The organism is Rhodopirellula sp. UH5 (genome assembly GCF_056839225.1).
The window spans coordinates 3,086,582-3,112,939 of the sequence record NZ_CM166390.1; the positions used below are offsets into that span (position 1 = coordinate 3,086,582).

The 26,358-nt window shown below is 57.9% G+C and carries 20 protein-coding genes; 11 read left to right on the forward strand and 9 right to left on the reverse strand.

Annotated elements, in window-relative coordinates; all coding sequences use genetic code 11:
• Positions 1-94 precede the first annotated feature (94 nt).
• Both UH5x_RS10985 and UH5x_RS10990 read right to left on the reverse strand, forming a co-directional pair.
• The gene (locus UH5x_RS10985) at positions 95-1,444 is read right to left on the reverse strand and encodes a DUF1501 domain-containing protein (protein ID WP_482635685.1); all 1,350 of its coding nucleotides are present in this window, start codon (positions 1,442-1,444) and stop codon (positions 95-97) included.
• A 36-nt stretch (positions 1,445-1,480) separates the two neighbouring features.
• Complete coding sequence (locus tag UH5x_RS10990; RefSeq protein ID WP_482635686.1) at positions 1,481-3,709, reverse strand: DUF1553 domain-containing protein; 2,229 nt, start codon at positions 3,707-3,709, stop codon at positions 1,481-1,483.
• Positions 3,710-3,790: 81 nt separating this feature from the next.
• Between UH5x_RS10990 and UH5x_RS10995 the strand changes: the two genes are divergently transcribed.
• The 6 genes from UH5x_RS10995 to UH5x_RS11020 all read left to right on the forward strand — a co-directional run bounded on the left by UH5x_RS10995 (position 3,791) and on the right by UH5x_RS11020 (position 11,968).
• Entirely contained in the window at positions 3,791-4,546 is a 756-nt protein-coding gene (locus tag UH5x_RS10995) for a class I SAM-dependent methyltransferase (RefSeq protein WP_047814994.1), read from the forward strand.
• A 116-nt stretch (positions 4,547-4,662) separates the two neighbouring features.
• On the forward strand, positions 4,663-6,114 hold the full coding sequence (locus UH5x_RS11000) for a UTP--glucose-1-phosphate uridylyltransferase (protein WP_482635687.1): 1,452 nt from the start codon (positions 4,663-4,665) through the stop codon (positions 6,112-6,114).
• A 159-nt stretch (positions 6,115-6,273) separates the two neighbouring features.
• Positions 6,274-8,175 (forward strand): HlyD family secretion protein, encoded by a 1,902-nt coding sequence (locus UH5x_RS11005; RefSeq protein ID WP_482635688.1) that lies wholly within the window; start codon positions 6,274-6,276, stop codon positions 8,173-8,175.
• Complete coding sequence (locus UH5x_RS11010) at positions 8,172-9,035, forward strand: ABC transporter ATP-binding protein (protein WP_047814997.1); 864 nt, start codon at positions 8,172-8,174, stop codon at positions 9,033-9,035. Before UH5x_RS11005 ends, UH5x_RS11010 begins: the two co-directional genes overlap by 4 nt.
• Positions 9,032-10,363: an ABC transporter permease gene (locus UH5x_RS11015; protein WP_047814998.1), complete on the forward strand. Its 1,332-nt coding sequence runs from the start codon at positions 9,032-9,034 to the stop codon at positions 10,361-10,363. Before UH5x_RS11010 ends, UH5x_RS11015 begins: the two co-directional genes overlap by 4 nt.
• Positions 10,364-10,501: 138 nt before the next feature.
• Positions 10,502-11,968 (forward strand): Gfo/Idh/MocA family oxidoreductase, encoded by a 1,467-nt coding sequence (locus tag UH5x_RS11020; RefSeq protein ID WP_482635689.1) that lies wholly within the window; start codon positions 10,502-10,504, stop codon positions 11,966-11,968.
• 350 nt (positions 11,969-12,318) lie between these two features.
• On the opposite strand, the gene UH5x_RS11025 is transcribed toward UH5x_RS11020, so the two are convergent.
• The gene (locus UH5x_RS11025; protein WP_482635961.1) at positions 12,319-13,449 is read right to left on the reverse strand and encodes a HEAT repeat domain-containing protein; all 1,131 of its coding nucleotides are present in this window, start codon (positions 13,447-13,449) and stop codon (positions 12,319-12,321) included.
• 331 nt (positions 13,450-13,780) lie between these two features.
• Between UH5x_RS11025 and UH5x_RS11030 the strand changes: the two genes are divergently transcribed.
• Both UH5x_RS11030 and UH5x_RS11035 read left to right on the forward strand, forming a co-directional pair.
• Entirely contained in the window at positions 13,781-14,698 is a 918-nt protein-coding gene (locus UH5x_RS11030) for a phosphoadenylyl-sulfate reductase (RefSeq protein ID WP_047814999.1), read from the forward strand.
• 36 nt (positions 14,699-14,734) lie between these two features.
• Positions 14,735-15,160, forward strand: coding sequence for an Rrf2 family transcriptional regulator (locus UH5x_RS11035; RefSeq protein ID WP_482635690.1), 426 nt, complete (start codon positions 14,735-14,737; stop codon positions 15,158-15,160).
• Positions 15,161-15,798: 638 nt separating this feature from the next.
• On the opposite strand, the gene UH5x_RS11040 is transcribed toward UH5x_RS11035, so the two are convergent.
• On the reverse strand, positions 15,799-17,853 hold the full coding sequence (locus tag UH5x_RS11040) for a flagellin N-terminal helical domain-containing protein (protein WP_482635691.1): 2,055 nt from the start codon (positions 17,851-17,853) through the stop codon (positions 15,799-15,801).
• 365 nt (positions 17,854-18,218) lie between these two features.
• Here UH5x_RS11040 and UH5x_RS11045 point away from each other — a divergent pair, with 365 nt between their 5' ends.
• Both UH5x_RS11045 and UH5x_RS11050 read left to right on the forward strand, forming a co-directional pair.
• Complete coding sequence (locus UH5x_RS11045; RefSeq protein WP_482635692.1) at positions 18,219-19,097, forward strand: GIY-YIG nuclease family protein; 879 nt, start codon at positions 18,219-18,221, stop codon at positions 19,095-19,097.
• Positions 19,098-19,223: 126 nt separating this feature from the next.
• Positions 19,224-19,901: a hypothetical protein gene (locus UH5x_RS11050; RefSeq protein WP_482635693.1), complete on the forward strand. Its 678-nt coding sequence runs from the start codon at positions 19,224-19,226 to the stop codon at positions 19,899-19,901.
• A gap of 63 nt (positions 19,902-19,964) precedes the next feature.
• On the opposite strand, the gene UH5x_RS11055 is transcribed toward UH5x_RS11050, so the two are convergent.
• From UH5x_RS11055 to UH5x_RS11075, 5 genes are all read right to left on the reverse strand, one after another.
• The gene (locus UH5x_RS11055; protein ID WP_482635694.1) at positions 19,965-20,780 is read right to left on the reverse strand and encodes an SDR family NAD(P)-dependent oxidoreductase; all 816 of its coding nucleotides are present in this window, start codon (positions 20,778-20,780) and stop codon (positions 19,965-19,967) included.
• Between the two features lie 2 nt (positions 20,781-20,782).
• Positions 20,783-22,162: a GTPase HflX gene (hflX, locus tag UH5x_RS11060; RefSeq protein ID WP_047815003.1), complete on the reverse strand. Its 1,380-nt coding sequence runs from the start codon at positions 22,160-22,162 to the stop codon at positions 20,783-20,785.
• A 90-nt stretch (positions 22,163-22,252) separates the two neighbouring features.
• Positions 22,253-23,677, reverse strand: a complete 1,425-nt coding sequence (locus UH5x_RS11065) for an excinuclease ABC subunit UvrC (RefSeq protein ID WP_482635695.1) — start codon at positions 23,675-23,677, stop codon at positions 22,253-22,255.
• Between the two features lie 145 nt (positions 23,678-23,822).
• Complete coding sequence (locus tag UH5x_RS11070) at positions 23,823-24,878, reverse strand: hypothetical protein (RefSeq protein ID WP_173442672.1); 1,056 nt, start codon at positions 24,876-24,878, stop codon at positions 23,823-23,825.
• 48 nt (positions 24,879-24,926) lie between these two features.
• Positions 24,927-25,508, reverse strand: a complete 582-nt coding sequence (locus tag UH5x_RS11075) for a hypothetical protein (protein WP_047815005.1) — start codon at positions 25,506-25,508, stop codon at positions 24,927-24,929.
• Between the two features lie 220 nt (positions 25,509-25,728).
• Between UH5x_RS11075 and UH5x_RS11080 the strand changes: the two genes are divergently transcribed.
• The gene (locus UH5x_RS11080; RefSeq protein ID WP_482635696.1) at positions 25,729-26,355 is read left to right on the forward strand and encodes a response regulator; all 627 of its coding nucleotides are present in this window, start codon (positions 25,729-25,731) and stop codon (positions 26,353-26,355) included.
• Positions 26,356-26,358: the final 3 nt, after the last annotated feature.

Below are 26,358 nucleotides of genomic sequence, written 5' to 3' on the forward strand. Positions count from 1 at the left end.
GCTGAACAGAGCACCGGGTCGACGTTCACAATCCCAAACCGGCTCAAGGGGCGGCCGACCAAAGGGAACCTGACGCTCGATACCCGATCGCTTCCTATGCGATGACCGATTCGATGACCTGGCCTTCGCTGCGTTTCATCGGTCGTCCAATTGGAGTGTCCAACTCTTCTGTCGGATCCAATCCCAACGTGGACAGGATCGTGGCATGAAGATCCGGGATCGTGACGGGGGCCACAACATGCGCATCTGGCTTGTCGGGATCGGGCTCCGGCCCCGTGGCACCATGCACATGACCACGGCGAATGCCACCGCCAGCCAACAACGTGCTGAAACCGTGAATCCAGTGGTCACGTCCTGCTGCCGGATTGAGTTGCGGCGTGCGTCCAAACTCACCACCGCAAACGACCAACGTGGATTCCAACAGACCGCGTTCTTCCAGTCGTTTCAAGAGCGCCGCCAGGCCTGCGTCCAAGGTTCCCGCGGCACTCGATTGCAGGCTGTGGTTGTTGATATGGCTGTCCCATCCGCTGAGCGTCACTTCCACACATCGAACGCCGACTTCCACCAACCGGGATGCAGCCAAGCACCCCCGCCCAAACGCATGATCACCGAAGGCATCCAGCTCCGCTTGCGGTTCTTCTTTGATATCAAACGCGGTCAACTGATCACTCGACATCATTTTCCGAGCCGCTTGCGTTCCTGCCAAATGCAACGTTCGATTCTCTTGCAAATCCCGAATTCGGCCCCGTGTGAACTGAGGTTCCAAAACGTTGGTCAATGCATTGAGCCGACGTTGGTAACGTGATTCATCAACTCTCGGCCGGACGTCAGGAACCGGCTCCAAAGGGTCGCCAGTTTTGAAAGCATCGAACTGCGGCCCGAGGTATCCCCCCGTCGCGGCAGACCGTCCAGCTAAAATCGAAATGTGCCGCGGGATGTCAGCCCCCGCGTCATCCGCATGACACAGGATGCTTCCAATCGAGGGATGTTCCAACGTGGGATCCGGCCGATAGCCCGACTTCATCGCATAAATCGCGCGCTCATGATCGCCTTCCTTGCCGACCACGCTTCGGACCAAAGAACACAGGTGCATCTGCTCCGCCAAACGCGGCATCGTGTCAGCGATCCGCAGATCCTTCGCTGTGGTTGCAAGGTCGCCGACCTCACCACCGAATTTGGTTCCTGGATGTGGATCGAAGGTTTCCAATTGGCTTGGCCCGCCTTCCATCCACAACAGAATCACACTGAGGGGCGGCTTCCCAGAATCCGCTTGTTGCTCGGCCGCCAATGTCAAACGACGTGCCAGCGATGACATCACCAACGCGGATCCGGCACCCAACAGTCGTCGACGTGAGAGGTGGAACTCAGCACTGCACAAACCACTCGGCGCGGAACGCCACGATCCAAAGTTGGATCCAGTTTGGTCATGGAACGTGATACTCATGAAATTCTCCAGTTGGTTTCCCGCACAGGGCGGGCCTCAATGGTTCCAGGCGAACTCACTGCTGTTGAGCAAGGCCCACGTGAGATCCGTGATCTCTTGTTTCCGTGACGTCGGCGGCTCGCTTTGATTGCGACTCTCCGGGGTGAGCCGAGTGGTAAAGTGTTTCAACTCGGGCTCGGTCGGTTCTCGATTCAAAACCGTCAAATACAATGTCCGCACGACTTCTTGGTCGTTTCGAGCGAACATTTCGATGTGCGATGAAGCGTTCAAAATGGGGTTCGGTGACGCCGTTTCACTGACCAACTTCCCGTTCAACATCACCAGCCGCTGCGTGATGGTGACCGGTTGCGGCGTGAACTCGTCCTCACCCAAATCGCCGTACCGCTTCAGAAAGTCGTTCAGACTTCCGAACTGCTGCAACTGAACCAAGAAAGACGAATCACGGTTGATCGTTTTGACGCGTCCAGATTGGATGGTTGCCCCCGCGACTTGTTCGCTCCGCAACCGAGTCACGGGGAACACGGCCATCGCCAACTCATGTTGTTCTGTGACGTCAAAGTCCGCCCGACTGCTCACTCGAAAAGCCGGCGCATTCGTGATCAAGCGAATCAGTTCCCGGACATCAAATCCGCCGTCGACGAAGGCCTCCGTCAAGGTGTCGATCATCTCCGAAGGAGGCGAGTCCAATGGCAAATTGTCGACCTCCCCCACTTGAAATCCATACTCGGTTTCGATGGCCGGCGGTCGCCCAAACAACAGGGTCCAAACCCGGGTCACGGCGGCCCGAGCCGCAGGTTTGTTCTCGGGGTGTGTCAACCAATACGCCAAGCGTTCCCGATCACTCATGTACCTGGGCAGATCGCTGGTTTCAGATTCGCCACCGGTTCCCGTCGTGACTGCATCCTCCACCCCAACGATGGCGTCATCCACCTGGGGCTCCGGATCCAAGTCTTGTTGTGCTGCGTCCTGTTCCCCTGTCCCATCTTTTTCGTCATCAACCTGCTCGTCTGTCTCCGACTTCTGCTGCGGTCGCGGAGGCAACAAATCTCGGCGGAACGGGACGTTGGGCTCAACCGGCACCGTCTCGTCCGCATACAAGTACTGGTACTCGTAGTCCGCTCGTTTGTCTTTCAGTCCCTGCACCCCTTCACTCGTCGCGGCCGTGAAGAACGCCGCCAGCGAATGGAAATCTTCTTGAGCCCCTTCGCGAAGCAACCAACTGGATTCCGTTTCCGATGCATCGGTTTCTGTCACGGGTGCCTCGGCAGCCGAGTGGGGCCTGACCCAAGCTGCGTCCCCCAGTGAGACGTTCCCCAAGAAGTCGTCGTGGCATTGCAGACAATCAATCCGCACTCCCAAAAATGCCCGTGTCGTCCGGGCTGCCAAACGGATGGGATCCGGAGCATCGTCGCCGCTGTCAAACGTGACGGTATGAAAGTTGACTTCCGGTCGGTCGGTCCAAACACCTTCGGCGGTGATCAACATCCGCACCAATTCGTCGTAGGGCGTGTTCATCGCGTAATGATTGGCCAACCAGGTGCGAAAACGCCGTCCGCGATAAACGATGAATGGCCCTTCGTCGGCACCGACCAGATAGCGTGCCGTTCGTTCCGCCCAGTAATGATGAAACCGGTCGCTCAGTAGCAAGCGTTCACGATGCGTCGCCACACGATCCGCCTCGGGCAATCGTTGCAACGACCGAATCTCTTCCAGTGACAATCCGGTCCCCGCCAAAGACAACGAAAGACGACGGCAAACCGTCAACCAATCCGCCATCGGGCCAGCTTCCAAACCGCGTGACTCCAGTCCGGACCGCCATTGCTCCTCGAGGATCGTCGAGATCAAAACTTGTTCGGAATCTGCCGTCTGTGACGTCGAGCCACTCACGGAGGCTCGCCCAGACGCCTCCAATCGAACAGGCTCGACCGAAGCGAGATCGATCTCAGCCGAGCCAGCGCCCATCCATCTCGCTTGAGTCTCTGCTTGGCGGTCACCTTGAGCCACCGGATGGAGGTCACGATCGCTCTCGTCAAAGATGGCCGAAGGATCCGGACTCAATCCGGAGGACAAGAATCCAAACGTCAACAACGCCAAAACGAGCAGCACCCCCCAGCGCCGCACGGACGCCAGCGTTCGTTTCCAACGCGGCACGAGTTCAGCCGTGACGACCGGCGGAGTCACCAATTCGGCCGTCACGAGCGTATTTTCAGCGAAAGAATCAGGGGACTCGTCGCTTGGGTCGATCGTGGGTTCAATGGAAGGCATGAGTGTGTTTCGCTTTCCGGCGGGCTATCTTGCCAATGACCACTCCACTTTATCCGATTTCTTCAGACAGTCTGTATCAGCGTGAATCCAGTCACCGATGACCCGTCCAACGACTTCTTCTTCGAAGCCTACGACCGCGAAAACATCGCCTATGGGATGCAACCGTCGCCGGAATTGGCGGCCTATCTGAAACAGACCGCCTCAGCGGAATCGTCACGATCCGCCCGCCCCCAAGCCATCGACCTGGGTGCCGGAGCCGGTCGAGACACGCTGGCACTGGCAGCGGCGGGTTACGACGTCACCTCGGTGGACGTCAGCGAACGTGGGCTGGACCGAATTCGCGAACGCGCCGAACGAGCGAACTTGTCCGACCGAGTCAAAACCCTGGTCTGCGACGTCCGCGAACTGTCCATGGACGCCGACTGCTATTCCGCGGTCATTGCCACCACGGTCCTGGACCACATTCCCGGCACCGATGCGCCCGCCGTCTGGAAGAAGATGTGCGCGGCGTTGACCTCCCAGGGCATGCTGTACACCCAGGTTCACACCACCGAAGATCCCGGCAGCGACCAATCACCGGGCAAGGAAAGCGACCAGCCTGTCAGCGAAACGGCAGGCGCCGTCATCAATTACTTTCGTCCCAACCAATTGGTCGGGTGGGCCTGCGAGGCCGACTCACGCCTGCGAGTCTTGCGGTATGAAGAACGGCTGGAGTGGGACACCACCCACGGCGCCCCGCACCAACATGGCAAGGCCGTCCTGCTCGCCGTCCGGCAAGATTTCCATCCCGATTGGTTCGGCCAACCGGCAGCATTCCCACGTTCGGAAACCAGTTGACGAAGTTTCCGTGAATCTCCCCAACGGGTGGCTGGCATCTTCTTGGAACAGAATATGCTGACTCTGCCCGTGATTTCATTCCTTTGCGTTTCCCTCTAAGAACTCAGCTGTTGCCAATGTCTGCCGACCAGCCATCTGCTCAAAGCCAATCGCCACTTTCATTCGCGGAACTGAAGTCACGCTTGGAACCATTCCAGCAGACTCAGTTGCTACGTTTTTGGGATTCCCTCGATTCCGACGAGCAGTCCCACCTGAGCCACCAGATCGCCCAAGTCGACTTCGCTCAACTCAAAACGTTGGTCGAAGGAAAGGACAAATCCGTCGACTTCGCTGAACTTGCCTCGCGGGCCTCGATGCCTCAAGCGGTCGCCAGTGACGGAAGTGGCTGCGATTGGACTCTGGAACAAGCCCAGCAGCGTGGCGAAGAAGCCTTGCGGGCCGGCGAGATCGCGACGGTGCTGGTCGCCGGTGGCCAAGGCACCCGCTTGGGATTTGATCAACCCAAAGGCATGTTTCCAGTGGGCCCAGTGAGCGACCGAACCCTGTTTCAGTTTTTCGCCGACCGCTTGATCGCAGCAGGTCAAAAGTATGGCGTCGACGTCCCGCTGTATCTGATGACCAGCGAAGCGACCCATGACGAAACACGTCGTTACTTCGAGGAAAACGACTACCTCGGCCTGAAACCCGAACAAGTCACGATTTTTCAGCAGGGCACAATGCCCGCCGTCGATGCGTCAACCGGCGAAGTGTTGTTGGCCGAGAAAGGTTCCCTGGCGCTCAGCCCCGACGGTCATGGCGGGACCCTGCGAGCACTGTCGCAAAACGGTTGCTTGGACGAGATGCAAAAGAACAAACGGAAGCATCTGTTCTACTTCCAAGTCGACAACCCGTTGGTCGGTTTGTGCGACCCGATCTTCATTGGGCACCACTTGTTGGCAGGCAGCGAGATGACCACCCAAGTCATCCGCAAACGTTACCCGACCGAAAAAGTCGGCAATGTGGTCGAGATCGATGGCCAGACCCAGATCATCGAGTACAGCGATTTGCCCGACTCAGCCGCCGAGATGACCAACCCCGATGGCAGCCTGAAACTCTGGGCCGGCAACATCGCGGTGCACCTGTTCGACCTGAACTTCCTCGAACGGATGCTGCAACTTGACGCGTCCTTGCCGATCCACCGAGCCAGCAAAAAGGTGCCTCATCTCGACGCAAACGGGCAATTGGTGAGCCCCGACCAACCCAACGCCACCAAGTTTGAACAATTCATTTTTGACCTGCTTCCGCATGCGAAAAACACGATCGTTTGCGAGGCAGATCCCGCGGAGGCCTTTGCACCGGTGAAGAATGCCAACGGCGCGGCAACGGACACCCCGGAATTGGCTCGCCAGGCAATTTGCGATTTGCACCGGCGTTGGCTGCGTTCCTGTGGCGTCAGCGTGGACGATTCGGTCCAGGTCGAAATCAACCCACGATTTGCCTTGGATCCCTCCGAACTCAGCGAAAAGATGAGCAAATTGGGACAATCCGAGGCAGAGCAAACGATCTCATCCGATCGATATTTTTGCTAATAATGGTTGGGAGATCGTCTGGGTGGAGTAACATATTGACCCGACTGGTGGACTTGCCGTGTTCACCTCCCCGAACGAAATCCGCCGAAACCTTCGCTGATTTCTGGGGTTCAAACCGTTAGCCCTCCGTCCTCTCCCCACGGCCCCCGCCTGAAAATCATGCGATCATCCCAATCCAGCCCACGACGGCAGAATGTCGTTGCGGAGCGAAGTCGCGTTCGTTCGGCTCGCCATCTCCTTTCACATTCCCGCGGTTGCCATTCCCAGGGGATGGCAGCGGCCGATTCAGCCAATCCACCACGGACCGGCGGGATCCTGATCGGATTGTTGATCTGCTTGGTCCTGCTCGGAGTGGGCGGTTACTTCGGGTACCAGCGATACGTCGCCCAGCAATCACAGATCAGCATTGATGATTTGATTGTCACCAAGACCACCAAAGCCGCTTTCGATCACACCGTCATCGAGCAAGGAGAAATCGAGAGCAGCAGCAACACCGAAATCGTCTGCCAGATTGAAACGCGTGGTGGTTCGGGAACCTCGATTCTGTGGGTCATCGACGAAGGTTCGCGAGTCCGCAAGGGCGACAAACTGGTCGAACTGGACTCCTCCAACCTGGAAGTCGAACTGAAAGAAGATCGCATCCAGGTGATCACGGCGGAGGCCAATGTGGCGACCGCATCGGCACTGGTTGAGCAAGCCAAGATTGCTCGGGAAGAATATCTGGAAGGGGTCTTCAAGACCGACGAGAAAACGATTCAAAGTGAAATTGCGGTCGCAGAACAAGAGCTCCGCAAAGCTCAATTGGCCATCGGCAGTACCGAACGCTTGGTCGCCAAAGGTTTGGTCAAATCACTGCAACTCGAAGCCGACAAGTTCGCGCTCGCCAACGCTCGCAACCAATTGGAATCGGCCGAAGCCCGCTTGAAGGTTCTACAAAACCTGACTCGCCGAAAGATGTTGGTCCAGTTCGACAGCGACATTGATGCCGCCGAAGCCACCCTCTCAGCCGCTCGTGCGGAACTGCTCTCGGAGCAACAGGAACTGGCCGAAGTCGAGCAACAAATCGAACACTGTGTGATCTATGCCCCAACCGATGGCGTGGTCGTTCACGCGAACAAATACAGCTCACGCGGTGGCAACGCTGAATTCGTTGTCGAGGCCGGGGCCCAAGTTCGTGAACGCCAAGCCATCATTGAACTTCCCGATCCCACACGCATGCAGGTTCGCTGCAAGGTCAACGAATCACGGATCACCCTGCTCAAAAAAGGCATGCCGGCGAAGATTCGTTTGGACGCCTTGCCCGATGTCGTTCTCAAAGGTCGCGTCACCAAGGTGAACCGTTACGCCGAACCAGGTAGCTGGTTCAGTTCTTCCGTCAAAGAGTACGCCACCACCATCGAAATCATCGACCCACCGGAAATCATCCGCACCGGCATGACGACCGCCGTCGAAGTCTTCATCCAACAAATTCCGGAGGCGACTCAAGTGCCGATCCAGGGATTGTACGAACACGGCGGCAACATGTACTCGCTCGTGCAAACCGGCCCCATGGCCTTTGAAACTCGACAAGTCGAGGTGGGTGCCATCAATGACACAATGGGCCACATCCTGTCGGGATTGGAACCGGGTGAACAAGTCATCTTGAACTTGCGAGAGCATTTGAACCTGTTGGACCTGCCGGAAATCATCGCCGAGGACAACAGCGAAATGCGAGACATTCGCGAAACCGCACCAGCCGGTACAGAAGCGGCATCCGATTCGGAAGCCAAACCTGAAGGCCGCCCCGGCGCTGGACCTCCTGGTGGAGGACGTCCCGGTGGAGGACCTCCCGGTGGCAGAAAACCGGGTGCGGGCAAACCTGGCGGCAATGGTGGCAACCGGGGCCCAGCAGGCAACGCAGAAAGCCTCCACCGCTCCCGTCCGAACCAACTATCCTCGACGGAGGCTACCGTCGATGGTGTGGCAGCCTCCGACTCGAACTTGGAAGAGCCAGCAGCGATTCTTGAAGCTGACACACCGTCACTCAGCGAGGTCACTGACACTCCCCCGGTCGCATCATGAGCGTCCCAAACGCCTATGACTCTCAGACACCGGTTGCATCTTCGAGCGGCACAGCCTTGGCATCAAACAAAGAATCCGAATCGGGCGCAAACGGAAAGCGGCTTGCGACCAGCATCAAGAAACTGACGAAGGAATACGTTCTCAAGAGCGAGACCGTGCGAGCACTTCGCGGCGTTTCCTTTGATGTTCCGGAAGGTGACTTCGTTGCCATCATGGGACCCTCGGGAAGCGGCAAAAGCACACTCTTGAATCTACTGGGATGCTTGGACCAACCGACCTCGGGCCACCTGATGCTGGGCGACGACGACATCGGAACCATGACCGATGACGAGTTGGCTGATATCCGAAGTCGCCGCATCGGGTTTGTGTTTCAGTCCTACAACCTGATCCAACAACTCAGCGTCGTTGAGAACATTCAGGTGCCGCTCTACTACCAAGGCAAACTTGGCCCGGAGCAACACAAGCATGTGGTCGAACTGGCTGGACGCGTGGGCCTGGGCGACCGCCTCGATCACCGCCCCAATCAACTCTCTGGTGGACAACAACAACGCGTCGCGATCGCTCGCTCGTTGGTCAACGATCCGTTCTTCATCCTTGCGGACGAACCAACAGGAAACCTGGATTCGGTCACCACCGAAGAAATCCTGACGCTCTTCGATGTGCTCAACAGCGAAGGCCGAACCATCATTCTGGTGACTCACGAAGACGATGTGGCGGACCGCGCCAAACGAGTCGTGCGACTCAAAGACGGCATGTTGCATAGCGATGAATTGGTTCCTGAATCGCAACGCAAAAAAGCTCGTGAAGCACAGCGTTCCGCTGCCCAAGCCATCCTTGCGAAACAAGGGCTCGAATCATGATGTGGCTCCGTACCTTTTCGCTGGGCGTCAAAAGCCTGACCCTACACCCGCTGCGAACCGGGCTGACGATGCTGGGCATCCTGATTGGTGTGTGGGCCGTGATCGTGCTGACCGCGATCAGCCAAGGCGCCAGCGACCAAGTCCAAAAACAAATTGAATCACTCGGCGCAACGACGATCATCGTGCGAACGGTCAAACCACCGGAAGAAAAGCTCGCAGAAAGCTCCGCCTCGAAATACGGGCTGTTGCGTTCCGAACTCGACCAAATCATTTCGACTCTGCCAACGATTCAAAAGGCAGTTCCGATTCGTGAGATCCGTCGCCAGTTCACCTATCGAGACAAACTGTGTGATGGCCGTTTGGTTGGCAGCACGCCGGGCTATGCCACCGTCAATCAACTCAAGATTCGCGAACGTGGCGGACGGTTCCTGACCGACGCCGACGGGATGACCAACGAAAATGTCTGCGTCATCGCAACCGGCGTGGTCGAACGTTTGTTCCCCTATGAAGAACCCATCGGCAAGCGAATCTACATCCCCGAGCACACGGATTACTACCGAGTGGTGGGCGTCCTGGAAGCTCGCAACCCATCCGCCGCCATCGGTGGATCCTTGGATTCGCAGGACTTTTCCAAAGACATTTACATCCCGATGCAGACGATGCAAAAGCGCATCGGCGACACAATCGTGACGCGGCGAAGCGGCCAATTTCAAATCGAAATGATGGAGCTGAACCAAATCACACTGCAGGTGGAAAAGGTCTCGCAAGTCCGAACCACCGCCGCTGTGATCCAAAACATCTTGGCCCCCAAACACGCGGATGTCGGTGACATCGCCGTCGTGGTCCCGCTGGAATTGCTCGAACAAGCCCGCAACTTGCGTTTGATGTTCCTGGGCATTGGGATCTTGATCGCCTGCATTTCTCTGCTGGTGGGTGGCATCGGAATCATGAACATCATGTTGGCCAGCGTCACCGAACGCACGCGAGAGATCGGGATTCGACGTGCCCTGGGTGCGAAACGGGCCGACATCGTCCGACAATTTTTGGTCGAAACCATTGTCCTCAGCTTTGCCGGTGCCTTTCTGGGAATTTTGTTGGGCTTCGCCGGCCCACCGATGTACCGATTGTTCATGGGATTGGTTGCCAGAGGGTTCCCGGAACAGTTCGAAGCCCTCCCCAGTGCAATTCGCGATTCGCAACCAGCGATCGTTTACGAAACCATTCCTTTGGCGGTGATCATCGCTGTCTTGGTGGGTTTGGTCAGCGGGTTGTACCCCGCGATTCGCGCCGCCCGGATGAATCCCATCGAAGCCCTGCGGCACGAATAAGATACTTTGGCGTGCGGGAGAGACTCTCCCGCTAACCGAGCCACTGGGGTGCTTTGCCTTTCCTAAGCACCATCCGCTATCCTGGATAGCATGAACCTCAACGGTCCCCCCGTCTCCCCACTTCATAGGATCTACAACATGCGTGAAGTCTCGACTTCAAATCTCGGCAGGCGTCAATTTCTAGCCGGTGTGGCAGCAGGAGTCGGCACCGTCGCCCTCAGCAGCCCCCTCCGCGCCGCTGCCAACGAAGAAGTCCGCATCGCCGTCCTCGGCGCCGGCGGACGCGGCGGTGAATTGGCTCGCACCGTCCATGGTGTCAGCGGGGCCAAACTGGTCGCCGTGGCGGACCCGGATCAAAAGCGAGCCGCTTCCCTGGCAGGTAAATTCGGAGCCAAGCCCTACACCGATCTGCGGGAAGTCTTGGACCTCGACAATGTCGATGCCGTTGTCATCACGACCTGCAACCACTGGCACTGCTTGGCTGCCATCTGGGCCATCGATGCTGGCAAAGATGTGTACGTGGAAAAGCCCTTGTCGCACTCGCAGTGGGAAGGACGCCAAGTCGTCGAAGCCGCCAAGAAGTCCGGCGCCATCGTTCAACTGGGCACCCAACAACGCAGCGACCCCATTCAAATGGAAGCTCGCCAGTTCCTGCACAACGACAAAGGCCTCGGCGAAATCAAATACGTCCAAGCCAACCGGCTCGGGGTTCGCGGACCAATCGGCAAACGCGACACGCCACTCGAGATCCCCAAGGAAGTCAACTACGACCTGTGGCTTGGCCCTGCTCAAGACCAACCCATCATGCGGAACAGCCTCCACTACGATTGGCACTGGGACTGGAACACCGGCAGCGGTGAAATGGGCAACTGGGGCGTCCACATCTTGGACGACATTCGCAACGTCGCTTACCAAGACCAGGTTTCAACCCCCTCCAAGATGATCGCCGCTGGCGGACGCATGGCCTGGAACGACGCGGGGCAAACCCCCAACGCTCACTTCGCGCTGTTCGAAACCGAACTCTTCCCGACCGTGATCGCGTTGAGCAACATGTCGATCAAACCGGGTGAAAAAGGCAGCTGGAAAGTCCCCGGCGGCAAACCCATGACAGGCCCCAACAGTGGCTATGTCATCGTTTGCGAAGGGGGCTACTACCTTGGCCAACGTGGCACTGGAAAAGCGGTCGACTTGGATGGCAAAACCATCCGGACCTTCAAAGCCAATGTCAGCACCGTGCCGGCTCACGTCAGCAACTTCGTCGAAGCAGTCAAGAGTCGCAAAGCCGACTCCCTGGCCGCCCCGATCGAAAACGGTCACTACAGCACCGGTTGGTGCAACCTGGCCAACGTCGCCATGCGTTGTGCCAGCACTTACAACGACGAACAGGTTCGTTCCGCGTCGGACTTGCCCGCTTGGTCAGCCGTTCTCGATGACATGCACGAATCGCTGAAACGATACGGCGCTGACATGTCGGAACTGAAGTCCGGACCGATGCTGACGCACGATTCCAAGACGGAACAATTCGTGGGCGAAAACGCCGACGTCGCCAACCCGTTCCTGCGTCGCGAATACCGACCTGGTTACGAAGTCAAACCCGTCGCCTGATTGATAACGAGCCTTAAAAAACGAACGCCTTGGTGAGCCTGCTCACCAAGGCGTTTTTGTTTTCGATCTGGCGATGTTTGCCTCGCGTCAACTGTCGCGTCGCAAATCGCTCGGCGGCTGATGCGGAGCGTGACCACTCCCATCAGCCGCAACGCGATAGCGTCCGGTTCAGAATCGCTGGTCATGAGATTCTTCGTAAAGTGCCAGCCACTTTCTGGACTCATCGCCTCGTGCCTGCTGGGAAACCTTCGCTTACTGCGATGGGGTGTGTTCATGCCGACGGAGAGCCTCCGTCGGCAACGGGTGCCACGGCATTCCCGGATGGTAACTGGCACCATCCGCGACAAGCGTCAACTGTCGCGTCGCAAATCCGAGCGTGGCGGTGAACGCAGATCAGCGAAGTACTTCTTCCAGGCTGATTTGTCGTAGCCGAAGTCGACGTCGGGTGCGATCGACCGAAGCAACTGCAAGACTTCCGCGTGACGGTGTGGCGTTTTGATGACCACCTGCTTGCTGCCTTGAGAGAACCCGCCACCTCCCTGGTTATCGAAACCGGCTCGCGAACCGCCACCAACCTGCTGCGTTCGCTCTTCGATCGTGATCAAGGCGTCGATGTAGGCAAACGCGGCTTCCGAATTGGGAAAGAACGAGAGTGCACGAGCGGCCGCTTTGACCTGCTGCGGGTTGTTGCTCTTCAACCACGGCATGTAAGTCGCTACCGCTGAACTGGTCTCATTGGATTGCAACCAACGCAAGGCTTCTTCGCGAATCACATCGTCCGGTTCCAGCAACCCTGTTTGGACAATCGCCTCCACCGCCACGCCGGTTCGAAGCTCCATCAATTTCCGCAGCCACACCATCCGCACGGGACGCAAGCTCGAGCCCCGTTTCTGCGAATCGATCAGCTCCTTCGCGATCGCTTGTGACGCCAATGGATCCTCAATCGCGTTCAACTCGGCCATCGCTTCGGCATCGCCATTTTTGATCTTTGAAAACTGTTGCTTGATCGTCTTGATCCAACGCTTGGCGGTTTTGTCGTTCTGATCGGCGGCCTTTCGCCAAGCCAGGACCTCGGGCAGAACCCATTGTCCCCGGCGGTCTTTCACCAAACCTTGGTTGCGTCGCCAAACTTCCGTGAGAATCCACTTGCCATCGCGTTGCGTGTACCCCAACGCTGCCCTGGCATTGGGATGATCCGGCAGCAAGTCAATGGTTCGCATCAAGTGATACTGACGTTGCTGCAACAGGTTTTTTTGCTTGCACCAAGTCGCCAGTGCGTAGTGGGCCTGCCCGTCCTGGCCGGCTTCCACCACAAGCCGCCGATATTCGCTCAGTTTTTCCTCGCCGACAATCATCCGCGAATTCGCTTTCGCGATCGCAACGGACAGTTCTGGATCGACCTGCACCAAGACATAAGGCGTTTTCTTGCCCTCGACTTCGCGGACTTTGCCGGTCAGCTGCCCACCGGTGCTCAGCAGCAGCGTGTCCGCCGTCGTGCTCGCCATCGGGATGCCGGCCAGCCCCATCGCGCACACCACCCCCACCATCCCCCGCGTCTTCCGACGGGAAATGGGTCGATGATTCAGGTTGGCGTGAGGGAAAACGTGCATGTTCCAGATCCTTGGCTCAGACGGCGAAAGAGAGCGTCTCACCCCAATTATACGTCAAACTCGCGGGGATCCACTTTGATCGACTCAAGCAGATCCCGCTGGCGGCCGATGGGGATACTTGACCATTCAGATCATGTTTGTAAGGTTTCACAATTCCAAAGTCATTCCGACGGCTTTTTTGGCGGTCTGGAGATGAGTCGCAATGCCCATTCGCCTGAACGAGACAGCCGTGGTGAACCCCACCGATGTCCCCTCTGAATTCGAATCTCCCCCTGCCTCGGATGAGTCAGTGCCCAAACCATCTCTGCGCGTGCTGACGCCCGCTGAAATCGCTCACAACGCTGCTGCCGCGGGCCCTGACGTCGACGCTCAGGGCATCCCGATGAAACGTGGCGCCTTGGCAGCCGATCCGCCCCTGAACCCCACGGACGAGTTTTTGGCGGAACTGAAACGAGACAGTGAGTCGCTGGAATCGGCCACGCCACAGGAAATTTTGAAGTGGGCCGCGGATCGATTCGCTCCCAAATTCACGATGGCGACCGCCTTCGGCCCGGAGGGCATGACGATCATTCACATGCTGGCGACCATCGCGCCGGAAACTCCGATTTTCAATCTGGAAACCGGTTACCAGTTCCAAGAAACGCTCGATCTTCGCGAGACGGTGAAGCAGCGTTATGGCATCGAAGTCCAGTACAAGTACCCGGACACAACGGTCGAGGAGTTCGAAGCTCTCAACGGTGGACCGCTCTACCAAACCGATCCGAACCGCTGCTGCTTTGAACGCAAACTGAGAGTCCTGCACCGGGCGGCCAGTGGCTGGCACGCCTGGGCCAGCGCGATCCGTCGCGACCAAAGCGAAGATCGAGCCAAGGCTCCCATCGTTGGCTGGGACAAGAAGTTCCAACTGGTGAAAATCAGCCCTCTGGCGAACTGGACCAAGAAGGATGTTTGGTCGCTGATTACCAAAGAGAACATTCCTTACAACCCGTTGCACGATCAAGGTTACCCCAGCATTGGATGCCAAGCCTGCACGCGCCCCGTCCAAATTGGCGAAGACGAGCGAGCGGGTCGGTGGACGGGATTCCAAAAGACGGAATGCGGACTGCACACCGCGGATTGACGTAGATCGGTTGCCCCCTGCTCGGAGAATTTTGCGATGGTGATCAACGCTGCCGTTCACTACGCCTGCTTGGCGATGATGGATTTGGCCATGCACAGCAACGACGGGCAACCGGTCCGCACGTCCGAGATCACCTCGCGCCACGACATCCCGGGACCGTATCTGGTTCAGATTCTGCGCACGCTGAAGTCCACCGGCTGGGTGCGCGCCGTGCGTGGTGCCCAGGGCGGCTACGTCTTGGCCGTCGACCCCGACTCGATCACGTTGCTGGACATCGCCGAAGCGATTGGATGCACGGAATCCACTGACCGAGGTGACCAACCCATGTCAGACGCGCAGTGCGCCCTGCAACGACGATGGAACGAAGCCTCTGAGGAATCCCGAGCACGTCTGGCTCGCGTCCGCTTGGGCGATGTCATCCGAGAGTGCCAAGACGTCGCCGCCCCGATGTTCTACATCTGAGCAAGTTGGCAGGGATGATTGGGCAGAACGATGTGAGCCGTTTGGGCGTTCGCCCCGGTTGTACGTAGGAACAGTGACGTTTCCCGAAACGGTTCCAATACCGAAAGCCCCCTGCAGTACCGATTTGCCAAGCCCTTCTATTCACCCTCCCTCAGAACGTTCGATCAATCAGTGGTGGCTGGCGTCAGGGTGTCGCCCCGGATGGGGCCGTCGTGCTTAGCTCGGGGCGGAAGCCCCGAGAGACTGATACCGGAAAACAAACGGTCGCCCCGGATGGGGCCGTCGTGGGAATGGGGGTCGTCCCTCGCTCACGCGTCGGGTTGTGATTGACGGTCTTGGCCGACAGCCACCACTCGGACGGGCAAGGGTGACTGGTTGTGTGTGTCCGGTTGATCGAACAACCGCGGAGCGGTGACAGTCGACAGCGTCGGGTTTCAACCCGACGTCGCGGATGCCCCGCCTCAATCCAAAGCCGCGGAGCGGCGACAGATCGTTCCTTGATCCGGCCTACTTGGCTCGTCCACCACGACAGGGATTGAACGTGCGTTGCTCACTCCCAAACAAACAACGCCACCGATCCCATGACTTGGAACCGGTGGCGTTCGTTCTTAAGAGTTTGCCTGGGCCAAAAGCGAATCTTACCCGAGCAAGGACAACACGTTTTGTGGGTTCTGGTTGGCCAACGAAAGCACGTTGGTTCCCGATTGAACCAGGATCTGTGCCCGGGTCAAGTTCGCCGACTCTTGTGCAAAGTCAGCGTCACGGATCGAGCTCTCGGCTTCTTCCAAGTTCGCGAGCGTCTCGTTCAAACTCACCAAGTTGCTTTCCAAACTGGTGGCTTGGAATGCACCGAGTCGACCACGCAGGCTGGTGACTTTGTCGATCACTTCGTCGATGACCGAAGCCGCTCCGTTGACATCGTTGGTCAAACTCTTCGCTTGCCCACTTCCCAGTTCGTACAAGCGGCCCGATGCACCACCAAGCTGACCGGTGCTCAAGCTTCCGATGCCCAAACGAGCTTGTTGATTGCTGGTGACGTCCGGTCCCAACTGGAACAACGCTCCACCACCCGTGATCGAGAACGAGAAGTTGGCGGAACTCCCGTTGTCAACGGTCACTTCCAAGTCCAGCGACGACGTGTTGATCGACAACGTGTTGGCACGTCCGTCAGCTTCGACGCCGTTGACGGTGGCCGAGATATCCTGTCCCGTCGCTCGCGCCACGGTCAAAGACGATTCGAAAGTTCCCGAGTCCCCCTCATTGATCACATCAATGTTGATCAACGCTTCCGACCCGTATTCGGTCGAAGTGAACGTCAACGCGCCGGTCTCTGTGCTGGCCGAAATCCCCGTGCTGTCGCTGACCAAATTGATCGCGGCTGCAATCTGATCTTGTCCGGTTCCACCAGCGAAGTTGAACGTTTCGGCTCCCTGGGCTCCGTTGAGCTGAAACACCAAGTCATCCAAAAGCACTTCGCCACCCGTGTTGGCAGTCGTCAGTGGCGACTCAGGAGCAACGAATGCGTTTGCTCCCGAGTTGTTGGTGCTGGTGAACAGGTTGGTGCCTTCCGAGTCCTGGACAGCATCAATGGCGGTCGCAATCGCTGCGTAATCCCGGTTGGTGGACGTTGCGGCCTGCGAGTTATAGGTGACCGTCAGAATCTTTTGCTCCTCGTCAAACGATGCGGTCGCAGCGTCATCGGCCAACGCATCATTCAGGTCCACAAACTCGACCTGAACATTGTTGAATTCCGATCCTTCTGCAATGGCATCGACTTGGAAGGCGACGTCCGCCGTGACTCCGGTGGGCAACGCTTGTGTTCCAGCAACCGCAGTTCCCGAAGCAGTGAACCCATCCAATGCGTCGATCAACCCTTGGATCGCAACCGCACTCGCATCTGCGTCAGCTTCACCAACATTCAAAGAGTCACCCGTGAAGTTGCCGGTGACGGTCAACACCCCGGTCGTGTCATCATAGGACACAGCCCCCGTGTTCGAATTGTTGGGATCATCGACGAAGGCGACGCTGGTGAAGCCGTCTGGCCCCACAATATCGATGGCCTCCCCGTTGATGTCCGCAGTCGTTGAGCTGCCAAAGCTGACGGAAGCTTGTGATGCGGCACTGAAACCACCTGTGGTCACCGTCGCTTGGGTGGCCTCCGACTGAACCACCACTTCCACGTCGATCTGGCCGGTGATGCCAAGGTTCGCTTGGTCGATATTGATATCACGGATCGAATCAACGCCGCCCGCAGTCGAAACAAAGTCCAACGAACCATCGAGCAATTTGCGACCTTGGAAGGTCGTGGTCTGTGCAATCCGGTTGATCGCTTCCAAAGAAGAGTCGATCTGCAACTGGTTGGCAGCGATCTCTTCTTGGGACAACGCCCCGTTGTTGGCTGCTTCCACCACCAAACCGCGAACATCGTTGAGCAGGTTGCTGACCTGCCCCAAGGCACTGTCGGCGGTGCTGATGATTTGGCTGGCACGACGGGTGTTGGTGATCGCTCGACCAAGGCTGGTCACTTCGCTTCGCAAGGCCTCACTGGCAATCAAACCAGCGGGATCATCCGCACCACTGTTGATTCGCAAACCCGTGCTCAACCGAGTCAATGCCGTTTGCAAGTCATCGTTGCTAGCCTGCAAGCGGTTTTGTGCAACGAGCGACGAAACGTTGGTATTGATTCTTGTCATGGGTGGCGAACTCCGTTTCCGATTGACTTCAATCCAAGTCGGGAAAGGCCGCAAATCCGCGGTCGTGACTTAGAAGCAAAAATGGGGGCAGCGGCCTCATGCCGCAAACCGGTGATTGATTTCTTCGATCCTATCGTCCGGCTCGCCCCGATGATGGCAATCAAACCGGCTGAATCGCCGCCTGTAGCGGTCGCAGCACGTTGCACAACGAATGATTGCTAGAATCGAGAGAATGCAAACCAATTGCCTGACCGGAATTCTTTGACATGCCAACCTCCTCGAACCCAGCGCTTCCCCGCAACCATACGGATCACTCTCCAGGCACAGGCTCCCTGATTCGCTGTTTTTTCGCGGTGTGGCTGGCCATGGCGGCCTCTCAAGACGCCCGCCCGACACTCGCGCAAGCCACCTCCACCAGAGTCGGTTCGCCATCGAATCAGACCGATCACAAGGATGTCACTCCCGAGTCAATCCGCGAAGCGTTTCGCGACACCCATCAAGGGTTCAGCAGCGATGAATTGATCCTGCAGGACAAACTTCGAGACGCTTTCCTTCAAGAATTGGGCATCGCTCCCAAACAAGAATCGCAATTTGACGAACAGCGAGCAGCCCTAAGAGCCTTGCTGCAACTTCGCAAACGCGGTGATTTGGATGTGCCAACCACGCAACGTTCGAGTGAATCGTCGGCGTCCATCAACGCCGCCATTCCGACCGCTGAGATCGCCATCCGGACGGTCCTTGATCGACACGATGCCATGATCGACGATGTCCTCTGCGACCCCAGAATGCGCACCGAATTGCAGCAAGAAGCCGAACGACTCTCGAAAAACATCTCCGCTGAAACCGTTCGACGAGCGGTTCTACGACTTCGCAAATCAAGGCGGCTTCGTCCCGAACTCGTCCTCCGCGTGGCCGATTGGGATCGAACCGTGACCACACATCCGGTCAACCAACTCCATCTCGAGTCGCTCCCCAACACACCAGGCGTTTACCTTTTTCGCGACTCGACCGGGTACCTCTACATCGGTGAAGCGGTTCGATTGCGAGACCGTATCGGTGACCACCTCCGTGGCAGCCACAACGCTGGCTTGTCAAAAGTGCTCAGCGATTCCGAAGCCAACCCAGTGACCTTGGAATTGCACGCGTTTCCAAACGATTCACCCGCGAAGAAAATCACGGTCCGGCGGGCTTACGAGAGCGAACTGATTCGCAGCCGCCACCCTCGTTTCAACCTCCAACCGTAGCGTCGGCCCGGCAAGGGCTTCCGTTTGTATCGATTGCAACGATCAGGCTGTCTCGCAGAGACATTCCCAGATTGATTTTTCTACGACGCCCGACCTGATCGCCAAATGCGAACTACGTTGGCGTCTATGAAATCGCTCGTCCCAGCCCTTCTGTGTCTCGCCACGATCGCCCTTGCAGGCGAATCGCCATCCGTCTCGGCCGACTGGTTGGCACTGCCCAGCACCTACACGCACGACGTTGCAACCGGCCAACGCGTCGCTCAGTTTGCTCCGATCGACGCCCCCACCACAGCGATCTCTCAGCCGCTCCGAACCAGTGGTTACACCCACTACCGCAGCACACTTGCCTACGGGCAATCGGCGGACAACTACCACCGAGTCGAAGAGTGGGGCGACCCCGTTCGCCCCTATGGCGAATGGCGTTTTCCATATCGACCTTACAGCACTCCCTATCCGAACTGGGGCCAGCCCTACGGTGGCTTGAACATCGGATTGGGTGGTGGATACGGCTGGAACGCCCCCACACAGTACGGCCCCGGCGCTGGCTTCAACGGACAGGGCTTCAACGGACAGGGCTTCAATGGACAGGGCTTCAATGGACAGGGCTTCAACGGACGGGGCTCCAACGGGCAGGGCCCCAATCCCGGTGGGCCACAGCATGGCGGTCCGGGGACCAATCCAGGTGGACCGGGGCATCCACGCGGCGGCGGACACAACCGTGGCCCGAACCCAGCGGCCGGCACCAACCAGTTCGCTCCCTACCCAGCCGGTCAAGGAACGCCGTCCCCAGTGGCACCGTACTAAGACGGTTACTCGCCGACCGATCGCGACTGATCCAAGTCTTTCGCGACCCTGCCAGCGAACGGTTCAGCGTCCACGTTTGGCCAAGAGGCCGTTCATCACCGGCGGCGACATTCGATCAGCGTAAACCAACGCTTTGCCACCCAGGCTCAAGATCACTTCGCTACGCCCACGTTTGATCGCCAGCAACGCTGCCTGAGCAACTCGTGTGGGCGGCCAACTGCCAACACTAGCAGACTTCTGCCCCGGGTCCGTCTCAACCAACGAGTCAAAGAACTCGCTGCGAGTGGTGCTTGGGCTGACCAACGTCACGCCGATCCCATCGCCTACCAATTCGGCTCGAAGCGAATCGTTCCAACCGTGCAGCGCAAACTTGCTGGCACAGTACTCGCTTTTGTCCGGCACCGCTCGGTGCCCCAACACGCTGCCGATGTTGCAGATCACAGGATGCCCTCCTTCCTGAGCCGCCTGACGCAACCGAGGCAGAGCGTCGCGAGTCCAATCCACGGGCGCGAAAAAGTTCACCTCCATCACCCGCCGCATGCGTTCAGGCGATGCTTCCGCGAACGGCCCGATCGCGCCCACGCCCGCATTGTTGACCAACAAATCCAATCGGCCATCGCGAAGCGAATCCGCCGCTGCCATGGCTTTTTCACGAGTGGATGCGTCCGTCACATCACCAACAATGCAGTGCACACGTTCCGGACACGACGTTGCGTTGGCGAGCTCTGTCAACCGTTCCTGGCGCCGAGCGACGGCGACGACATGAGCTCCTTCTTCCACCAACATTCGTGTCAGTTCAAATCCGATTCCACTGCTCGCCCCCGTGACGATGGTCACAGCATCCTCGGGACTCCAAACCTGCTGAAAGGGCAACGGCATGTTCAAGCCACGTCGCTCGAACGCTCGACAGACTCTTCCACAGAATCCTCCTCGGATGGCTTGGGGTCATCTTCCGACGCGGTTTGCTTCCACATTTCAAGCGTCGTGGGTGTCACCCTCAACGCACTGCGATGAACGGTTCCCATTGCCGAGGCTGGCATCCGAACCCGCACGGTGACATGGTCGTTTCCAAACTCACGCGATTCGATTTTGCCTGTTGCGGAGAGAAACGACAGCAGCTTGCCATCGTGATGCGCCACCACAATCTCCACATCCAGAAACTCGCGAGACAGGGCTTCGCCAACCGCTTGAGCCAATGGCTTCAAACCGGAATGCGACCTCGCACTGACAGGAATGGCATTCGGGTAACGATCCAGCACCCGATTCAAAATTCGCGGGCTGGTGATGGCATCAATCTTGTTGAGCACCAACAACGTGTCCTTCGCTTCGATGCCCAGCTCTTCGAGCACCTGATACACCGCGCTGATCTGCTCGAAAACCTGAGGGCTGCTGGCGTCCGCCACGTGCAGCAACAATTCCGCTTGACGAGTTTCTTCCAACGTCGATTTAAAACTGGCAACCAACGAGTGAGGCAAATCGCGAATGAAACCAACCGTGTCGCTGAGCAACACATGCCCCCATTCCGGCAGATGCCAACGTCGCGTGCGAGTGTCCAGGGTCGCAAACAGTTTGTCTTGAGCCATCACGCCGGCATCGGTCAGAGCGTTCATCAACGTGCTCTTGCCCGCGTTGGTGTACCCGACCAACGACACCGTCGGTGAATCCGACCGAGCCGCGACCTGGCGTTCCCGCCTCAGCTCCACGCTCTTCAGTTCGGTCTTCAAATCGTGAATGCGTTTTTGGGCCAACCGGCGGTCAACCTCCAATTGCTTTTCACCTGGACCACGCATCCCCACGCCCATCGACTGACGCGAAAGGTGGGTCCACATGCGTTTGAGCCGTGGCAGCGAGTATTCCAACTGAGCCAACTCAACGGCCAAACGCGATTCGTGCGTTCGTGCTCCGGCGGCAAAGATGTCCAGGATCAACTCCGTTCGATCGATCACCTTCGCATTGATCTTCTTTTCCAAGTTGCGAATTTGAGCGGGGCTCAGATCGTTGTCGAAGACGACCACGTCGGCTTCATGGCGTTCGACCATCAAACGCAGCTCTTCGACTTTGCCTTTGCCCAAATAGGTGGAGTGGTCGGGGGTGGATCGACGCTGAATCAACTCGTCGACCACTTCGGTCCCCGAGGTGGTCGCCAGCCCGTGCAGTTCTTCCAACGGGTCTTCTTCGACCACGGTGTCAGGCAGGATCAAACGAGCCAAAATGCTACGTTCGGGAGCGTCGTCGTGCAGGGTGATGTGTTTATCTGACACGAGGGAGAGGGTGCCTTGGTTGAAAAGGTTGGAAGCGGAGTCGTCGACTCCATTTTACTCTCATAACGGACCCTTCGCACTCGGAAAGGTTCACCGCTCGAGACTGGATTTACTACGTAAAATGTGATGGTAGTGTTGGGCAAACCGGTGAGATTCGTCGCGAACATACTGTAACAACCGCAATGCAAACGCGTTTTTGCTCAGCTTCAAGGGTTCAGAGATCCCCGGTCGAAAAATCTCTTCATCGCGTTTTGCAAGGCTGATCACGGTCGGCGGTTGGATGTCTTGATCTCGAAACGCCGCCATCGCCGCGTTGAGCTGCCCCTTGCCACCATCGATCAACAACACGTCGGGAAACGATTCCTGACGATCCGACAACCCACGAAAACGTCGAGAAACAACCTCGTAAATGCTACGGTAGTCATCGATGCCTTTGACTTCCTGAATGCGAAATCGCCGGTATCCGGGCTTGAACGGCAACCCGTCAATGAATTGGACGAGACTAGCAACGGTTTCGTTCCCACCCAAGTGCGCGATGTCGACGCCTTCGATCACACGCGGCGTCTCTGACAGTCCCAACACCTTCTTCAGGCCAGCCAATCCCTTTTGAGGATCGATGTAAAAGACTTCAGGCTGAGCATTGGTGTCCAAGTCGCCCCGCTCTTCTAAACGCTCGATCATGTTGATCTCGTCGCGAAGCACAGCGGCTCGTTCAAAGTCCAATGCCTTGCTGGCCCCCTTCATCTCGCTTCGCATCTCACGCAGCAGCTTCGTCTTCCCACCATCCAGAAACGTTTGCAATCGCTTGATGTCGCGGCGGTAATCCTCTTTGCTGATTCGAAAGTTGCACGGCGCGGTGCATTGATTGATGCTCGCCAGCAGACACGGCCGAAACCACTGCCACCGCTCGTCGGACTCGCTGATGTCCAGCGAACACGTTCGAAACTTAAAGATCCGCTGCATCACCTGGATCGCGCCGCGCAGAGCCCCCGCGCTGGTGAACGGTCCGTAAAGCTTCACGCCCTTGGACTGCGGTTCCCGGGTCACTTCCACCCGCGGGAACTCCTCTCGCGTGGTGATCATCAGGTACGGAAACGACTTGTCGTCCTTCAGCTCTTTGTTGTTTCGCGGTTGGATGTCCTTGATCAACCGCGATTCCATCAACAACGCGTCGACTTCGCTTTCCGTTTCCACAAAGTCGATGTCAGCGATGTCGCCAATCCAATCGGCCGTGCGAGCGTCCTCGCTGGCAGCTTTCAAAAAGTAGCTGCTCGCCCGCGATCGAAGGTTCTTGGCTTTGCCGACGTAGATCACCACGCCAGCGCAATCCTTCATCAAATACACGCCCGGCGATTGCGGGAACGTCTTGACCTTCCGGGCGGCTTGACGGAACCCCTGGGTGAAATCCTGCAGCACCTTCGGTGAAACCGCCGACTCGGAGGACGCCTCGACATCCGAGGCGGCACTCTCATCGTCGAGGGGTTCGTCATTGACTTCGGTTTCGCGGTCGCTCATTCGTCCCTGTACTGGGGCCCACCCTGTGTTACGAAATTGGTACTGTCATTGGACCGTGCGGCTGTCGCTTTGGCAACAATCAGCCCCAGGATCTGAATTCCAGGCATGAGCGAATACCGGGCCAACCGTTGCAAGCCAAGCCGACTCATTCGTAGCGAATGCCGCGAAGCGGTGGTCCCGTGGGAGCGTTGGCGGAATACGCCGCGGCCGTCCCAGGCAATCCCGGTGGGCGCGTCCAAGGGGCTTCCGCAGCCGGCACGATCGGGCCCGTCGTCGCGGAACTGTATCCCATCGCGCCCGACGCATTGCTTCCGAATCCTCCCGGCGATCCGATCCCCGCCATCTGAACCAAGTCCACTTTGGTCGTGGTGGTCGTCGGCATGGTGAACAATTCCGGATCGCCCGACAACAATTGGTTGACCGTGTAAGATGCCACTTCCAACTGCATCGCCAGAGGCGGCCCCGCAGCGGGGAACAACTCGATTTTGACACGGTGAGGCAAAACGACGTTGACCGTTTCATTGAAACGGTGGTCCGACGCGACGCTCTTGGCGACTTGACGACCATCCGGGGAATACAAAAACAGATTGGTGATGTATCCCGCCGATGGCTCGATGAACACAACCCGCTGATACATGCCCGACGGCGTCTGCATCGATGTCCGCACCTCGATCAAACCATCGCTCCGAATCACGGGCCCACTGAGCACGGTGGCCGGATCCAGTCGGGCCAACCCAATGGCCTCGATCAACCAAGTCGGGTCCACCGGCAAGATCGCACGGTTGAGTTGCCTCGCGTATTGTTCATGATTCGCGTAGTACAACGTCTGGGTCATGTTGTCCGGGACTTCGAACCAGAACTCGTTCTCGTTGCTGCCCAGATCAATGCCCGCTCCCATGATGATCGGCACACTGGCCTTCATCCGAAATCGTTTTTCACGTTGCACATTGACCGTTGCGTTGAGCTTCGGAACGGCTGGCATCGACAACACGTCGACCTTCGCCGAGTTTGTCGAAAGCTGCTGAATCGCGTCGGTTCGATTGACCGCCGCGGCCAGCTGATGAATGTCAGGGGACGCGTTGAGCACGACAGGCGGAGCCGGAAACGGCGTGTTCGAAACCGCTCGAACGCAACCCGTGGCCAACGACAGCAACCCCATCATCGACATCACGCCGACCCAGGCGAATTGGCGGTCAAGCATGCGAATCAAAGCGGGCAAAGGGAACCTGGAAAGCATCGGCGTCAATTCTCATTCAGGGAGTTCGTCGACGTCACGGTAAATCAGATCGATCAATTCATCTTGCAGTGTTTTGGCTTCGGAAGGCCCAATCCCGACCACCTCGACCTCCATCGTTGACTGGTCCAAATTGGACATCAACAACATCGTCTCTCGTGATTTCTTGGCGGACAGCGTTGCTTCGGCAGCGTCCCGCGAACCCTCTTCGGGTGGATCTTGCTGCGGTGCACCGATCGGTGACCCCGTCGCCGTGGGCTCGATCGTTTTCAGATGCCGTTTGCGGAGCAACAACAAAGCCAGCAAGAATCGACTCTTCGCCGCCGCAGGTTGTCCCGCCATCGATCGCAACAGTTCAACCAACACCTCAGGAGGAGCGATTTCACGCTTCTTCTCCTCCGCTCGCGGCACCCGGTTCTTCCACCATCCGATGGTTTCCTCCGGTGGGCCCGTCCAAGCGTCCGCAGCAATGTCGATCCGCTTGAAGTCCTCGTCGGCTTCCATGACGACCGAATAATAAACCTCGCCAGGTTCCAGCGGACGATCGCCAACGCTGCAGCGCCGGGTGGTTCGGTTGATTTTGTATTCGCCAATCATGGTTCGACCCTAGCAAAGCAAACTTGCCCACCGAAAGGCAGCTTCTGAGCTTGCAGAACGGGCCCCGATGGCGTATTTCGGATTCTCATCAGCGGTCTGCCTTCATCGCGACCGCAGGCTCATTCTCCCGGAATGAGGACACCGCTGAGCCCCGAATCACAATGATTTTCGTGATTCGTTTGCTATGCCAATTGCTTCCGTTGCTGTTTCGGGTCGTTTGATGTCCTCCACTCCTGCTGACGAATCCGGCTCACCTGCCGCCGGCCCCCATCCCGATCCCACCAACTCGGGATCGAAGTCGACCACTTCGACCGTGGTCGTGGCGGATCCCAAACCGCTTTCGCTGCTGGCCACCGCCGGCGTCTTGCATCATGAAGGGATGCGTTGCATCTGTGCTCGCACCGCCGATGCCGTGTTGAAAGCGTTTGAACTGGAATTCACCGAGGACTCATCCGCTCCTCCCACGCTTCAAACGCGACTCGACGAACGCCACCCACAACCCGGTCAGGTCGGGCCGTCCGCCCAGACATCTTCCAAGAGTTCTGAGATCGATCTGCTGATCTGGGATGTCGCCGACGATCCGATGAGCGTGCTGGCGAGTGTCCAACAGATCCGTCACCTTCCAGCATTTCAAAACTTGCCGGTCGTGTTGCTGGCGGATTCCAAATGGGCGGGCTTGGAAAAGAAAACCGAAGTCGAGATCGCACCCACGCATTGCCTCTTCCAACCCATCGACCCCAAATCGCTGATCACCATCGCTCAGCACTTGTTGTGGATGCCCTCTCTGCAAGCCACCCACCGCCAACGCGGCAGCCGCCCCACTCGTCCAGGCTGGGTCACGCTTTGAAGC

Coding starts and splice junctions, on each gene's coding strand:
- UH5x_RS10985 (WP_482635685.1), bottom strand. CDS start 1,444: ATGAGTATCACGTTCCATGACCAAACTGGATCCAACTTTGGATCGTGG.
- UH5x_RS10990 (WP_482635686.1), bottom strand. CDS start 3,709: ATGCCTTCCATTGAACCCACGATCGACCCAAGCGACGAGTCCCCTGAT.
- UH5x_RS11000 (WP_482635687.1), top strand. CDS start 4,663: ATGTCTGCCGACCAGCCATCTGCTCAAAGCCAATCGCCACTTTCATTC.
- UH5x_RS11005 (WP_482635688.1), top strand. CDS start 6,274: ATGCGATCATCCCAATCCAGCCCACGACGGCAGAATGTCGTTGCGGAG.
- UH5x_RS11010 (WP_047814997.1), top strand. CDS start 8,172: ATGAGCGTCCCAAACGCCTATGACTCTCAGACACCGGTTGCATCTTCG.
- UH5x_RS11015 (WP_047814998.1), top strand. CDS start 9,032: ATGATGTGGCTCCGTACCTTTTCGCTGGGCGTCAAAAGCCTGACCCTA.
- UH5x_RS11020 (WP_482635689.1), top strand. CDS start 10,502: ATGCGTGAAGTCTCGACTTCAAATCTCGGCAGGCGTCAATTTCTAGCC.
- UH5x_RS11030 (WP_047814999.1), top strand. CDS start 13,781: ATGCCCATTCGCCTGAACGAGACAGCCGTGGTGAACCCCACCGATGTC.
- UH5x_RS11035 (WP_482635690.1), top strand. CDS start 14,735: ATGGTGATCAACGCTGCCGTTCACTACGCCTGCTTGGCGATGATGGAT.
- UH5x_RS11040 (WP_482635691.1), bottom strand. CDS start 17,853: ATGACAAGAATCAATACCAACGTTTCGTCGCTCGTTGCACAAAACCGC.
- UH5x_RS11045 (WP_482635692.1), top strand. CDS start 18,219: ATGGCGGCCTCTCAAGACGCCCGCCCGACACTCGCGCAAGCCACCTCC.
- UH5x_RS11050 (WP_482635693.1), top strand. CDS start 19,224: ATGAAATCGCTCGTCCCAGCCCTTCTGTGTCTCGCCACGATCGCCCTT.
- UH5x_RS11055 (WP_482635694.1), bottom strand. CDS start 20,780: ATGCCGTTGCCCTTTCAGCAGGTTTGGAGTCCCGAGGATGCTGTGACC.
- UH5x_RS11065 (WP_482635695.1), bottom strand. CDS start 23,677: ATGAGCGACCGCGAAACCGAAGTCAATGACGAACCCCTCGACGATGAG.
- UH5x_RS11070 (WP_173442672.1), bottom strand. CDS start 24,878: ATGCTTGACCGCCAATTCGCCTGGGTCGGCGTGATGTCGATGATGGGG.
- UH5x_RS11075 (WP_047815005.1), bottom strand. CDS start 25,508: ATGATTGGCGAATACAAAATCAACCGAACCACCCGGCGCTGCAGCGTT.
- UH5x_RS11080 (WP_482635696.1), top strand. CDS start 25,729: ATGTCCTCCACTCCTGCTGACGAATCCGGCTCACCTGCCGCCGGCCCC.